Origin of the sequence: Bradyrhizobium sp. BRP22, assembly GCF_020194175.1 — a bacterium.
GTDB lineage: Bacteria > Pseudomonadota > Alphaproteobacteria > Rhizobiales > Xanthobacteraceae > Bradyrhizobium.
Window position 1 is genome coordinate 40,442 of record NZ_JADYVX010000004.1, and the last position, 13,179, is coordinate 53,620.

At 63.6% G+C, this 13,179-nt stretch carries 17 protein-coding genes; 10 read left to right on the forward strand and 7 right to left on the reverse strand.

The genetic code is table 11. The features are described from left to right. Positions 1–32: 32 nt before the first annotated feature. Positions 33–677: a response regulator transcription factor gene (locus I6F35_RS06880; protein WP_225117186.1), complete on the forward strand. Its 645-nt coding sequence runs from the start codon at positions 33–35 to the stop codon at positions 675–677. Between the two features lie 108 nt (positions 678–785). Here I6F35_RS06880 and I6F35_RS06885 read toward each other — a convergent pair whose 3' ends face one another. After that, on the reverse strand, positions 786–1,031 hold the full coding sequence (locus tag I6F35_RS06885; RefSeq protein WP_225116906.1) for a hypothetical protein: 246 nt from the start codon (positions 1,029–1,031) through the stop codon (positions 786–788). Between I6F35_RS06885 and I6F35_RS06890 the strand changes: the two genes are divergently transcribed. The 5 genes from I6F35_RS06890 to I6F35_RS06910 all read left to right on the forward strand — a co-directional run bounded on the left by I6F35_RS06890 (position 1,030) and on the right by I6F35_RS06910 (position 5,466). Next, on the forward strand, positions 1,030–1,338 hold the full coding sequence (locus I6F35_RS06890; protein WP_225116907.1) for a hypothetical protein: 309 nt from the start codon (positions 1,030–1,032) through the stop codon (positions 1,336–1,338). The genes I6F35_RS06885 and I6F35_RS06890 overlap by 2 nt on opposite strands. A gap of 24 nt (positions 1,339–1,362) precedes the next feature. Next, entirely contained in the window at positions 1,363–2,781 is a 1,419-nt protein-coding gene (gene thrC, locus I6F35_RS06895; RefSeq protein WP_225116908.1) for a threonine synthase, read from the forward strand. Beyond that, on the forward strand, positions 2,778–4,067 hold the full coding sequence (locus I6F35_RS06900) for a pitrilysin family protein (RefSeq protein ID WP_225116909.1): 1,290 nt from the start codon (positions 2,778–2,780) through the stop codon (positions 4,065–4,067). The genes thrC and I6F35_RS06900 overlap by 4 nt, the downstream gene beginning before the upstream one ends. A gap of 96 nt (positions 4,068–4,163) precedes the next feature. Then, positions 4,164–4,751 carry a GNAT family protein gene (locus tag I6F35_RS06905; protein WP_225116910.1) on the forward strand — a complete coding sequence of 196 codons (588 nt, stop codon included), beginning with the start codon at positions 4,164–4,166 and terminating at the stop codon, positions 4,749–4,751. 70 nt (positions 4,752–4,821) lie between these two features. Then, positions 4,822–5,466: a hypothetical protein gene (locus I6F35_RS06910; RefSeq protein ID WP_225116911.1), complete on the forward strand. Its 645-nt coding sequence runs from the start codon at positions 4,822–4,824 to the stop codon at positions 5,464–5,466. Between the two features lie 203 nt (positions 5,467–5,669). Here the strand turns inward: I6F35_RS06910 and I6F35_RS06915 are convergent, their stop codons facing one another. From I6F35_RS06915 to I6F35_RS06935, 5 genes are all read right to left on the reverse strand, one after another. Next, positions 5,670–6,155, reverse strand: a complete 486-nt coding sequence (locus I6F35_RS06915) for an ATP F0F1 synthase subunit B (RefSeq protein ID WP_225116912.1) — start codon at positions 6,153–6,155, stop codon at positions 5,670–5,672. Between the two features lie 5 nt (positions 6,156–6,160). Beyond that, complete coding sequence (locus I6F35_RS06920) at positions 6,161–6,724, reverse strand: F0F1 ATP synthase subunit B' (RefSeq protein WP_225116913.1); 564 nt, start codon at positions 6,722–6,724, stop codon at positions 6,161–6,163. A 57-nt stretch (positions 6,725–6,781) separates the two neighbouring features. Then, on the reverse strand, positions 6,782–7,012 hold the full coding sequence (locus I6F35_RS06925) for a F0F1 ATP synthase subunit C (protein ID WP_027537362.1): 231 nt from the start codon (positions 7,010–7,012) through the stop codon (positions 6,782–6,784). A gap of 52 nt (positions 7,013–7,064) precedes the next feature. Further along, complete coding sequence (locus I6F35_RS06930) at positions 7,065–7,814, reverse strand: F0F1 ATP synthase subunit A (RefSeq protein WP_225116914.1); 750 nt, start codon at positions 7,812–7,814, stop codon at positions 7,065–7,067. Between the two features lie 71 nt (positions 7,815–7,885). Next, the gene (locus tag I6F35_RS06935; RefSeq protein ID WP_225116915.1) at positions 7,886–8,257 is read right to left on the reverse strand and encodes an AtpZ/AtpI family protein; all 372 of its coding nucleotides are present in this window, start codon (positions 8,255–8,257) and stop codon (positions 7,886–7,888) included. Positions 8,258–8,529: 272 nt separating this feature from the next. On the opposite strand from I6F35_RS06935, the gene I6F35_RS06940 reads away from it, so the two are divergent. From I6F35_RS06940 to I6F35_RS06950, 3 genes are all read left to right on the forward strand, one after another. Next, positions 8,530–9,153, forward strand: coding sequence for a 2-hydroxychromene-2-carboxylate isomerase (locus I6F35_RS06940; RefSeq protein ID WP_225116916.1), 624 nt, complete (start codon positions 8,530–8,532; stop codon positions 9,151–9,153). A 126-nt stretch (positions 9,154–9,279) separates the two neighbouring features. Further along, positions 9,280–9,804: a hypothetical protein gene (locus tag I6F35_RS06945; protein WP_225116917.1), complete on the forward strand. Its 525-nt coding sequence runs from the start codon at positions 9,280–9,282 to the stop codon at positions 9,802–9,804. 29 nt (positions 9,805–9,833) lie between these two features. Next, positions 9,834–10,307, forward strand: a complete 474-nt coding sequence (locus I6F35_RS06950; protein WP_225116918.1) for a secondary thiamine-phosphate synthase enzyme YjbQ — start codon at positions 9,834–9,836, stop codon at positions 10,305–10,307. 143 nt (positions 10,308–10,450) lie between these two features. On the opposite strand, the gene I6F35_RS06955 is transcribed toward I6F35_RS06950, so the two are convergent. Further along, positions 10,451–12,076: an MFS transporter gene (locus I6F35_RS06955; RefSeq protein ID WP_225117187.1), complete on the reverse strand. Its 1,626-nt coding sequence runs from the start codon at positions 12,074–12,076 to the stop codon at positions 10,451–10,453. A 353-nt stretch (positions 12,077–12,429) separates the two neighbouring features. Here I6F35_RS06955 and I6F35_RS06960 point away from each other — a divergent pair, with 353 nt between their 5' ends. Continuing rightward, complete coding sequence (locus tag I6F35_RS06960) at positions 12,430–13,104, forward strand: response regulator transcription factor (protein ID WP_225116919.1); 675 nt, start codon at positions 12,430–12,432, stop codon at positions 13,102–13,104. Positions 13,105–13,179: the final 75 nt, after the last annotated feature.

Consider the following 13,179-nt stretch of genomic DNA (forward strand, 5'->3'; position numbering starts at 1 on the left):
GGGACCTATGTTCTCGATACAGAATGCAAGTGATGCAAGATACGCCGAAACCGGCCACAAGGATATTGATTGTCGACGACCACCCGGTGGTGTTGTCCGGGTGCCGGTCACTATTCGCTTCCGACACCTCGGTGAAAATCGAGGAAGCCACTGACGCCAAGTCGGGTCACCGGGCCTATGTCAGCAAGAAGCCCGATGTTACTGTGATCGACATCAACCTCCCGGATGTTTCCGGCTTTGAACTGATGCGCCGGATTCGCAAGGACGATCCGGAGGCCAAGATTATCATGTTCAGCATGAATGACGATCCGGCCTTCGTGGTCCGCGCGGTGGAAGCGGGCGCGCAGGGCTATGTCTCGAAGACCGACGATCCCAGGGTGTTTGTGAAGGCCGTACGCAAGGTCGCGGCCGGCGACAATTTCATATCGCCGCATTTGGCCGAGGCCGTGACGTTCTCAGGCGCCGCCATCAAGGCCAATCCGGCCTCGCTGATGTCGCCACGCGAACTGGAAATCCTGCGATTGCTCGGGCGGGGCGACAAGATCGGCGAGGTCGCCGCCGCGCTCAACATCTCCTACAAGACGGTCGCCAATACCACCTCGCTTCTGAAGCAGAAGCTCGGCGCCAAGAATCATTCCGACCTGATTCGGATCGCCGTCGAAATGGCGTTGGGCTGACCCTTTGCGGAACTGGTCGCGCCCGAAGGCGCGACCGTTCCCATCGCTTGCATCGCTTCTGCCGGGGCAATTCGGAAACAGCAGGGCGGTGCGGGCGATTCCTGGTCGCTAGTAGTAGCGACGATGGCGCCAGCCGTAGTGATGCCCGCGCCCGCGATACCAGCCGTAATGATGTCCACGGCCACCTCTATGGCCCCATCCGTGTCCGTGTCCGTGTCCGCGCCCGCCCTTGACCTGGATCAGCGCATCGTTCGCCGTCACCATCGGCGCAATGCCGAGCCGTGCGGAAGCCGATGCCGTCAGGCCCAGCAGTGACACCACAAGCGCGGCGCCGATCAACAAAATCCGTTTCATGATCTTCCTTTTCTCCAATCTACCGAAGCATCGGTCACGCCGCGTGTTGCGTGGCGCCCACCCACCACCGATCGACGGGCATCATTCTGATCGCTGCTCCCCCGGCCTCGATGGCGGACATAAACAGGAAAAAGCGGCAATGGTTCCGCTGCACGATGGATTGGCAGTCACCGCCGTTTCGGCTGCGCCTTGCGGCAGCGCCGCACAAGAAGCGGTTTCCCCTTGGCACGAAAACCCTTTATGGTGGCCCCGCGAGTCCGCGCAGCGCGAATTCGATAAGCTTCATCATATCAAAGGTTTAAGATAAAGGCTTGAGCCTTTGGAGGGCGGTTTGACGCGATATGTTTCGACCCGGGGAGAGGCCCCGGCTCTCGGTTTCTGTGACGTGATGCTGACCGGGCTCGCTCGCGACGGCGGCCTCTACGTGCCCGAAAATTGGCCGGTGCTGTCAGGCGAAACCATCGCCGGCTTCTTCGGACGGCCCTATTGGGAAGTCGCGGTCGACGTCATCAGACCGTTCGCGGGCGGCGAGATTTCTGATCCCGATCTTGGCCGCATGGCGAACGAAGCCTACGCGACGTTCCGCCATCCCGCAGTGGTGCCGCTCGACCAGATCGGCCCGAATCAATTTCTGCTGGAGCTGTTCCACGGCCCGACGCTGGCGTTCAAGGACGTCGCGATGCAGTTGATCTCGCGGCTGATGGATCACGTGCTGGCGAAGCGTTCACAGCGCACCACGATCGTGGTCGCGACGTCGGGCGATACCGGCGGCGCCGCGGTCGAGGCCTTTGCCAATCTCGAAAATGTCGATCTCGTCGTGCTGTTCCCGCAGGGGCGCATTTCCGACGTGCAGCGGCGGATGATGACGACGACCGGCGCGCCCAACATCCATGCGCTGGCGATCGAAGGCACCTTCGACGATTGCCAGGCGATCGTGAAGGGACTCTTCAACCATCACGATTTCCGCGACACCGTCTCGCTGTCGGGCGTGAACTCGATCAATTGGGCGCGCATCGTGGCGCAGGTGGTCTACTATTTCACCTCGGCAGTCGCGCTCGGCGCGCCGGCCCGGACGGTGGATTTCACGGTGCCGACCGGCAATTTCGGCGACATCTTCGCAGGCTATGTCGCCAAGCGCATGGGATTGCCGATCCGGTCCTTGCGTATCGCGGCCAACGTCAACGATATCCTGCCGCGCACGCTGAAGATGGGCATCTACGAGGTGCGCGAGGTTCACGCCACGACCTCGCCGTCGATGGACATCCAGGTCTCCTCGAATTTCGAGCGATTGCTGTTCGAGGCGAGCCGGCGCGATGCCGACAGCGTGCGGCGGCTGATGGAGCAGCTGAAGCAGTCCGGCCGCTTCGTGCTGCCGGCTGCGATGCTGGCTGCGATCCGCGAGGAGTTCGACGCCGGCAAGGCGGACGAGACCGAGACTGCGGCGGCGATCCGCGCCGCCTGGCGCGAGGCCGGGGATCTCGTCGATCCCCACACCGCGGTCGCGCTGGCGGTCGCCGACCGCGACAGCGCCGATTCGCGGATTCCCAATATCGTGCTGTCGACCGCGCATGCGGCCAAGTTCCCCGATGCGGTCGAGGCCGCCTGCGGGGTACGGCCGCAATTGCCGGCCTGGCTCGACGGATTGATGACCAAACCCGAACACCTCAAGGTGATGAAAAACGATCAGGCGGACGTCGAAAAGTTCGTATTGTCGGTGAGCCGCGCCGCCAAGCAGGGAGTAACCGGATGAGCGTTGAGGTCACCAAGCTGCCGTCCGGATTGACCGTCGTCACCGACACCATGCCGCATCTGGAGACGGCCGCGCTCGGCGTGTGGGCCGGCGTCGGCGGACGCGACGAGAAGCCGAACGAGCACGGGATTTCGCACCTGCTCGAACACATGGCGTTCAAGGGCACGACGCGCCGCTCCTCGCGCGAGATCGTTGAGGAGATCGAGGCCGTGGGCGGCGATCTCAACGCCGGCACCTCGACGGAGACCACGGCCTATTACGCGCGCGTGATGAAGGCGGACGTGCCGCTGGCGCTCGACGTGCTCGCCGACATCCTCGCCAATCCCTCCTTCGTGCCTGATGAACTCGAGCGCGAGAAGAGCGTCATCGTGCAGGAGATCGGCGCGGCCCAGGACACGCCCGACGACGTCGTGTTCGAGCACCTGAACGAGCTCTGCTATCCCGATCAGCCGATGGGCCGCTCCCTGCTTGGCACCGCCAAGACGCTGAAGGGGTTCAACCGCGACATGCTGCGCGGCTATCTCACCACCCATTACCGCGGGCCAGACATGGTGATCGCAGCCGCCGGCGCGGTGGACCACAAGCGGATCGTGGAAGAGGCCGCGCAAAAGTTCGCAAGCTTCGATGCGGCGCCGGCACCAAAGCCGCTGGCGGCGATGTTCGGCAAAGGCGGTTCCCGCGTCGTGCACCGCGACCTTGAACAGGCACATCTGACGCTGGCGCTGGAGGGCGTGCCCCAGACCGACCTGTCGCTGTTTTCGCTGCAGGTGTTCACCAACACGCTCGGCGGCGGGATGTCCTCGCGGCTGTTCCAGGAGGTGCGGGAGAAGCGAGGGCTGTGCTACTCGATCTACACCTTCCACGCCCCCTACAGCGATACCGGTTTTTTCGGCCTCTACACGGGCACCGATCCGTCGGATGCGCCGGAAATGATGGAAGTGATCGTCGACGTGATCAATGAAGCCGTGGAGACGCTGACGGAGGCCGAGGTCGCCCGCGCCAAGGCGCAGATGAAGGCGGGGCTGCTGATGGCGCTGGAGAGCTGCTCCTCCCGCGCCGAGCAGTTGGCACGGCATGTGCTAGCCTATGGCAGGCCGCTGACGGTCGACGAACTGGTCAGCCGGATCGATTCGGTGAGCGTCGAATCGACCCGCAATGCCGCCCGCGCGCTGCTTTCGCGCAGCCGACCGGCGGTGGTGGCGCTCGGCAGCGGCAGAGGTCTGGACACGGCAGTATCTTTTGCGGAAGGATTGACTCGGTCGAAGGCAAAGACGCTCCTGCACTAGGGCATGATCCGGAACAGTGGTTTCCGGGTTTTCCGGCAAGATCATGCCCACGCAGACAGACCGGCGGCCCCGACGCGGGCAGGGGAGTTGACGGGCATGGCCCTGTTTCGTTTGCCAACCAGCGGACCGGCTGCATTGATGCCGCGTGGTCATGGCCTGCTGCTACGCGCGCCGCAGATGTCCGACTTTCCGCAATGGGCCCAGCTCCGCGAATCGAGCCGCGCCTATCTCACGCCCTGGGAGCCGATCTGGCCGTCCGATGATTTGACCCGGGCGGGCTTCCGCCGCCGGCTGCGCCGCTACGCCGAGGACATCGCCGCCGATCGCTCCTATCCCTTCATCATCTTCCGCGAGGCGGACGGTGTGATGATCGGCGGCATCACGCTTGCCAATGTCCGCCGTGGTATTGTGCAGGCCGGCACCATCGGCTACTGGGTCGGCGAGCCTCATGCGCATCGCGGCTACATGACCACGGCGTTGCGGGTGCTGTTGCCCTCATTGTTCGGCGAGCTCAACCTGCATCGTATCGAGGCCGCCTGCATCCCGTCCAACGCGCCCTCGATCCGCGTCCTAGAGAAATGCGGGTTCACCCGCGAGGGCCTGGCGCGGCGCTATCTCTGCATCAATGGCATCTGGCAGGATCACCTGCTGTTCGGCCTGTTGCATGAGGATTTCCGGGGCTAGCTAGCGCCTTGGGTTCGCCGCCATTGCGCTGCTATAACGCCGCCCGGGAAATGGGATGGCAGGGATTCGCATGGCAAGACATCGTGTGATCAGGGCCGCACTCGCCTCTGTGGTGGCGGCCGCGCTCGGTTGCGGCACCTTGGCCGGGCCAGCGGCGGCACAGTCATTGACCGACCGCTTCAAGAGCCTGTTCGGCGGCGGCAAGTCCGAGGAGCCGGCTGAAAAGCCGGCGCCCGGTGAGGGCCAGAGCCGCGAATCGGACGTTCTCTGTCCGCCGGTGGCGATCCGCTCCGGTGCCTCGACTTACGCGGTGGGAGCGCCCGGCAAGGAGCCGGTCGGCAGTGATCTCAGGTTCCAGGCAACGATCACCCGCACCGCGCGCGAATGCGCGATCAACGGCGGCGAGATCACGGCGCGGATCGGCATCCAGGGCCGGATCATTGTCGGTCCCGCCGGGGCGCCGCCGACCGTTCAGGTGCCGCTGCGCGTCGCCGTGGTGCAGGGCGGTGTCTCGGAAAAGACGATCGCGACCAAGGCCTATCAGACCACGGTGACGATGAGCGAATCTGGCAGCGAACCCTTTACGCTGGTGGCCGAGGATATGACCTTCCCGGCGCCGTCGGCCGATGTTGCCGAGAATTACATCTTCTACATCGGCTTCGATCCGCAGGCGCTGAAGCCGGAGCCGAAACCGAAGGCGGTGCGAAAGAAGTAGCCGAGGGCTGCGCGGCCAGCGTGCCGAGCTCGTCATGCCCACGCCAAGGCGCGGTATCCAGTAAGCGGGGGTCCTCGGCTCAATCACAGGCGCCAGTGGTTACTGGATCGCCCGCCTTCGCGGGCGATGACAAGGGAAGTGGAAAACAAACAAGCCGGCGCGATTGTCTCGCGCCGGCTTTTTGTTGTTTGCGTTGAAGCCGCTCAGTTCAGCTTCGAGCGGACCTCGGCGATTCCCTTGGCCAGGAGATCGTCGGCGACGGAGCCCTTGACCGACTGCGACAGGATGGTGGACGCGGCCGTCACGGCAGCATCCGCCGCAGCGGCACGGACATCCGCCAAAGCCTGGGCTTCGGCGAGCGCGATCTTGTTCTCGGCGGTCTTGGTCCGCCGCGCGACAAAATCTTCCATCTTCGTCTTGGCCTCGGCCGCGATGCGCTCGGCATCGGCCTTGGCGCTGGCGACGATCTCCTCCGCCTCGCGCTCGGCGGTCGCGCGCTTGGCCTTGTATTCGGCGAGCAGCTTTGCAGCTTCTTCCTTCAGGCGGCGGGCGTCGTCGAGTTCGGCCTTGATGCGTTCGCTGCGATGGTCCAGCGCCTTCAGCAAGGTGCGGTGGATGCCGAGATAGGCAAACACCACCATCAGGATGACGAAGGCGATCGCAACCCAGGTTTCCGGTTCGGTGAACATCGCGCTTATCCCTTCAGCGAGGCATCGACGGCGCTGTTCACCGCAGCACCGTCAGGTGCGACGCCGGTCAGCCGCTGCACGATCGCGGTCGCCGCATCCGCCGCAATGCCGCGGACATTGCTCATCGCCGCAGTCCGCGTCGCCGCGATGGTTTTCTCGGCGTCGTGGAGCTTGGTTGTGAGCTTGTCCTCCAGCGCCTTGCGTTCGGCTTCGGAGGCCGCGTTCAGCTTCTCGCGGGTCTCGTTGCTGATGGCCTGGGCGCGGGAGCGCGCGGCCGCCAGGTCGCTCTCATAGGCCTTCAGCGCAGCGGCGGACTCATCCTTGAGCTTCTGCGCTTCCGCCAGGTCGCCTTCGATCATGTTCTGGCGCGCTTCGATCACGCCGCCGACGCGCGGCAGCGCGAAGCGCGACACGACGATGTAGAGCACGACAAAGGCGATGGCCAGCGACACCAACTGCGAGGCGAAGGTGGACGAATCGAACGGAGGAAAACCTCCGCCGTGGCCGCCATCGGCTTCGGTGTGGGCGCCGGCCTTCTGGCCTGATACTTCGCCATGACTCTCAGCCATGGAGTTCTCCTGTAGCTGTCATGGCGCCGCCCCGAGGGCGGCGCGAAACTGTACCGCTCAGAGCGGAACGAACAGCAAGAGCAGCGCGATCAGCAGCGAAAAGATGCCGAGCGCTTCGGTCACGGCGAAGCCGAAGATCAGGTTGCCGAACTGGCCCTGGGCGGCGGACGGATTGCGCACGGCTGCGGCAAGGTAGTTGCCGAAGATGACGCCCACGCCGACGCCCGCACCGCCCATGCCGATGCACGCGATGCCCGCGCCGATAAGTTTAGCTGCTGCCGGTTCCATAGTTTGCTCCTTGGAGAGAAAGACAGATGTGGGTGGAAATTCCCCGGACCGCTCAGTGTCCCGGATGAATGGCGTCGTTGAGGTAGATGCAGGTCAGGATCGCAAACACATAGGCTTGCAGGAATGCGACCAGCAGTTCGAGGGCAGTCAACGCGACCGTGAGCGCCAGCGGCATCACGCCGCCGAGCCAGCCGATGGCGCCCAGCGAGACGCCGAGCATTCCAACGAAACCCGCGAACACCTTCAGCGCGATATGGCCGGCCAGCATGTTGGCGAACAGACGCACGCTGTGCGAGACCGGCCGCAGGAAGAACGACAGGATCTCGATGAACATCACCAGCGGCAGGATGTAGATCGGAACGCCGGACGGCACGAAAATCTTGAAGAACTTCAGCCCGTTCTTGTAGAGGCCGTAGATCAGGACGGTGAAGAACACGAGCAGCGCGAGCGCTGCGGTGACGATGAGGTGGCTCGAAACCGTGAACGTGTAGGGGATGATGCCCACGAGGTTCGACACGCAGATGAACATGAACAGCGAGAAGATCAGCGGGAAGAACTTCATGCCCTCCGAGCCGGCGGTGCTGCGGATGGTGCTGGCAACGAATTCGTAGGAGATTTCGGCGACCGACTGCAGGCGCCCCGGAACCAGTTGCCGACCGCTCGCCAGCATCAGCACCGAGATCACCGCCACCGCCACGAACATGTAGAGCGTCGAGTTGGTGAAGGCGATCGTGTGATTGCCGATATGGCCGATCGTGAAGAGGGGTTCGATGTTGAACTGGTGGATCGGATCGATTTTCATCCGCGCGGCTCTTGGTCCCCCGGCTCATCCGCCGGCAATCGAATTACAGATGTTGTGACTTCCGCCAGTGCTCAGCGCTTGCCTGAGGCCACGCGCGCAGATCTCACCACGTTGACCACGCCGGCAGTGAAGCCGAGCAGCAAGAACACGATGAGACCGAACGGCGATGTCGACAGCAGACGGTCGAATCCCCAGCCAATCACCGCCCCGACGACAACGCCCGCGACCAATTCCGACGAAAGACGGAAACCGAGCGCCATCGCGGAAGCTCTGGCGGCACCGTCTCCGCTTTCAGTACCGGATTGATCAGTCCTGATTTTGCGGCTGTCGCGTATTTCGGACAACCGATGATCCAGACTTCCGAGCCTTGCGGAAAGCGCAGCTTCGTCGGACGACGACTGGTCGCGATTTCCACTTGCGTTGTCGTTTTTGTTTTCCGCCATGCGGCAGACACTAAACGATGCTGCGGTTGATGGAAATTGCGCCGCCACCCTCAAAAGCCGCGCGGACCATACTTACCGTGTCCGATCAAGTCAAGATTGCGTAACAACCAGTTAGTGCATTGATTCGACTGCACTTATCTGGAGATATTCCAGATGTCTGCGACCTGTCATCGCAGCGCAACAGCCGCCGTTCGGGCCGCGGCGCTCTTGCACCGGTCCGGGTGCTCTGTTGGGATACCGGCACCGTCGCACAAATCCCGTTCGGAGCCTCCATGTCGCGCCAGGTCGACTACTACTTCTCGTTTCAATCTCCCTGGGCCTATATCGGCCACCAGCCGTTCCGCGATCTCGTCACGGGCTTTGATCTGAAGGTGAACTACAAGCCCGTGGTGCTGGTCGACCTGTTCTCGGAGACCGGGGGACTGCCGCTTCTGAAGCGCCATCCGGTGCGGCAACGTTATCGGATGGTGGAATTGCAGCGCTGGCGCGACCGGCGCGGATTGCAGTTTCATCTCAAGCCCGCGCATTGGCCGTTCAACGCCCGCCTTGCCGACGGCGTGGTCATCGCCGCGATCGAGGCCGGGCTCGATCCCGATCCTTTGCTGAAGCGCGGTTTTATCGCGGTCTGGGAAGACCAGCTCGATCTCGCCGATGCCGCGACCGTGGCGCGGCTCGCCGACGAATCGGGTCTGCCCGGCGCCAGGCTGGTGGAACGTTCCGCCTCGGAGGCGATCAGTGCGGCCTATGAGCAGAACCGTCAGGATGCGATAACGGCCGACGTGTTCGGCTCTCCGGCCTATGTGCTCGATGGCGAGGTGTTCTGGGGCCAGGACCGGCTGGATTTGCTGGCCGATGCATTGAAGTCCGGCAGGCCGCCATATACGTCAGACATTTAGAGCTTGATCCGGAAAAGTGGGAACCTGTTTTCCGGGAAGATCATGCTCAAAGAGAAAACGAGACCATGGTCCGATCAATCGGATCACGGGCTCGGAGCCAACCTTTCCTGAGGCGGGAGCAAGCCGATGTGCCACGCGACGTCGTCCTCGAAAGTGTCCACTGCCATCATGGTTGTGGCGTTGAGCTTGAGCCTGGGCGGGGCGTCCCTTGCCCAATCCCGGCCGGATACCGAGAACGGCCGCTATGCACTGTCGACCACCGCTGACGGCGTGCTGCGGCTCGACACCAGGACCGGCGCCGTTTCGACCTGCAACAACAATTCGGGTGCAGGCTGGGCCTGCTATGCCATACCCGACGAACGCGCCGCGATGGACGCGGAAATCGGCCGACTGCAGGCCGAGAACGAAAAGCTCAGGGCCGAGCTTGCCCAGCGCGATCCAGCCACCACCGGCAAGACCGACGAGGCGCTGCCGAAATCGGATTCGCTGAAGCAGCCTGACCCAAAGGCCGCCGAGGGCGGACGCAGGATCGAAATCCCGTTGCCGAGCGATCAGGACATGGACCGCGTGATGTCGTTCCTCGAACGCGCCTGGCGCCGGCTGATCGAGATGGCCAACCGTGTCCAGCGCGACATGTCGGGGAAGATTTGATTGGTCCAACCATCCTACGATGAGATTTCATGACCTCGACCCGATCACTCTCGCGCAGCGTCCCGTCAGCCGTTAGTGCCACCACCATCGTGTCGTCGCTGCTGACGGTTCACACGACGGGTGCCGGTTTCACCAATCTCACATCGGAGGTCGCAAAATTCCTGCGCGAGGCGCGCGGGGCGGAGGGGCAGGTGACGGCGTTCATCCGCCACACCTCGGCGTCGCTGACCATCCAGGAGAATGCCGATCCGACCGTGCTGGAGGATCTCCTGACCGTGCTGCGCCGCCTGGCGCCCGAGAATGGCGGATGGCGCCATGACACCGAAGGTCCCGATGATATGCCGGCGCATATCAGAACCATGCTGACATCGACCTCGCTCCAGATTCCGGTGCTGGATGGCGAACTCGCGCTCGGCACCTGGCAGGCCATCTACCTGATCGAGCATCGGGCCAGGCCGCACCGGCGCGAGATCGTGCTGCAGTTCATCGGCAGCACAAAATGACGCAGATCGTCTCTCGCCACGCGAAGCTTCGTAGCCCGGGTGGAGCGCCAGCGTAACCTGGGACCGCTGGTAGATGTCGACAAGCAAATCGGCCGCGGATCGCTCCGCGGCCGATCGAGCAAGCGCTGGACGAGCTCTTCGGCTCAGGTCTTGCTGATATCGACGTCCTTGGTTTCCGGCAGGAAGAAGAAGCCGACCACTGCGGTGATCGCCGCGAAGATGATCGGGTACCAGAGGCCGGCATAGATGTCGCCGGTGGAGGCGACGATCGCGAACGCCGTCGCCGGTAGCAAGCCGCCGAACCAGCCGTTGCCGATGTGATAGGGCAGCGACATCGAGGTGTAGCGGATGCGGGTCGGGAACAGTTCGACCAGCATGGCGGCGATCGGGCCGTAGACCATGGTGACGAAGATCACCAGGATGAACAACAGCCCGATCACGGCCGCAACCTGCGGACGGAAGATGTCGAAGGGATGCGCCATCTTCACGATGCCGGCGTCACCCGCCTTCGGATAGCCCGCCGCCTGGATCGCCGCCAGCACCGCCGGGTTGGAGGTTTTGGCGTCGGTGTACGGCACGTCCTTGCCATTGACGACGACCTTCACGCCGGAACCCGCCGCGCCGTAGGTCGTCGAGTACTTCACCGACGACTGGGCGAGATAGGCGCGCGCGGTGTCGCAAGGCGCGGTGAACACGCGGGTGCCGACCGGGTTGAACAGGTCGCCGCAGCCCGCGCGATCGGCCACCACCTCGACCTTGGCCGCCTCGATCGCCTTTTCCAGCGCCGGGTTGGCGTTGGTGGTAATCATCTTGAAGATCGGGATGAAGGTCAGCGCCGCGATCGCGCAGCCCGCGAGGATGATCGGCTTGCGGCCGATCTTGTCGGACAGCGCGCCGAACACGATGAAGAAGCCGGTGCCGAACACCAGCGACCAGGCGATCAGGAGGTTGGCGGTATAGCCGTCGACCTTCAGGATCGATTGCAGGAAGAACAGCGCGTAGAACTGGCCGGTGTACCAGACCACGCCCTGGCCCATGGTGCCGCCGATCAAGGCGAGCAGCACGATCTTGGCGTTGCCCCAGTTGGCGAAGGCTTCCGTCAGCGGCGCCTTGGAACTCTTGCCCTCGTCCTTCATGCGCTGGAATACCGGCGATTCATTCAGCCGCAGCCGGATCCACACGGAGATGCCGAGCAGCAGCACCGACACCAGGAACGGAATGCGCCAGCCCCATTCGGCAAAGGCCTGCTCGCCGGTCATTGTGCGGGTGAACAGGATCACGATCAGTGAGAGGAACAGGCCAAGCGTCGCGGTGGTCTGGATGAAGGAGGTGTAGTACCCGCGCCTGCCTTGCGGGGAGTGCTCCGCGACATAGGTTGCTGCACCGCCATATTCGCCGCCGAGCGCAAGGCCCTGCAGCAGGCGCAGCGCGATCAGGATGATCGGCGCGGCGATGCCGATGGTGGCGGCGTTGGGCAACAGGCCGACGATGAACGTCGACAGGCCCATGATCAGGATGGTTACAAGGAACGTGTATTTGCGGCCGACGATGTCACCGACGCGGCCGAACACGATGGCGCCGAACGGACGCACCAGGAAGCCGGCGGCGAAGGCAAGCAGGGCGAAGATGTCGCGGGTCGCCGGCGGATAGGCGGAGAAGAACTGCGCGCCGATGATGCTGGCCAGCGATCCGTAGAGGTAGAAGTCGTACCACTCGAAGACAGTACCGAGCGAGGAGGCAAGGATGACGAAGCGTTCGTCCTTCGTCATGCCGGCCGGGCGCGCCGAAGTTGCAGTCACTGTGGTCATATGGATCATTCCCCCCAAATTATTGCTGCTGAACTCGCCTGCCGAGTTCGGCCGGATGAGCTTACGGGCTTGGCAAGAGCGTAACATCGCGGCAAAAGCCGCCCCAATAAGACTTTCGGCCCTGTTCACGACCTTCCGCACCGCGAGGAACCCGTCGGTCGTGCGCGCTTCGATCGGGACTTCGGTCGCGTGTTGCGGCGCACAAGCGACGGCATTAACTGCTTCGAGACACGGTAAAATTACGTCCTTGCACGCAGCCGCCGCTCGGAGGACAAAGGACAAGAAGGGGGCGGCGACCCGCTCACGAGATACCGATGACTGCTGCAGTCCAGACCCATCTTGTCATCGCCGATGACCATCCGCTGTTCCGCGATGCGCTGCGGCAGGCGGTCGCAAGCGTTGTGAGTTCGGCCGTCATCACGGAGGCCGGTTCGTTCGAAGAGCTCACCGCCTTGCTCGAGAAGGACGCCGACGTCGACCTGATCCTGCTCGACCTGACCATGCCGGGGATCAGCGGCTTCTCCGGCCTGATCTATCTGCGCGCGCAGTATCCGGCGATCCCGGTGGTGATCGTGTCTGCCAGCGACGATGCCGGCACGATCCGCCGCTCGCTCGACTTCGGCGCGTCCGGTTTCATCCCGAAGCGCTTCGGCGTCGACACGCTTCGCGATGCCATCATGAAGGTAATGGACGGCGACGTCTGGGTTCCCGCTGACACCGACCTGTCGTCGGCCGGCGATCCCGAGATGGCGCGGCTGCGCGACCGGCTGGTGACGCTGACGCCGCAGCAGGTTCGCGTCCTGATGATGCTGTCGGAAGGTTTGCTGAACAAGCAGATCGCCTACGAGCTCGGCGTCTCCGAAGCCACCATCAAGGCGCATGTGTCCGCGATCCTGCAAAAGCTCGGTGTCGAAAGCCGCACGCAAGCCGTGATCGCCGCGGCCAAGATCGCCGGCGGCCAATGGCGGCAGGGCACGCCGCAGGGGTAATCGGCAGGGCCGGAAAGACGCTCTTCACGCCGACCACATCATCGGAAGTGTCGACCCTCATGGTGACGAGCGCGT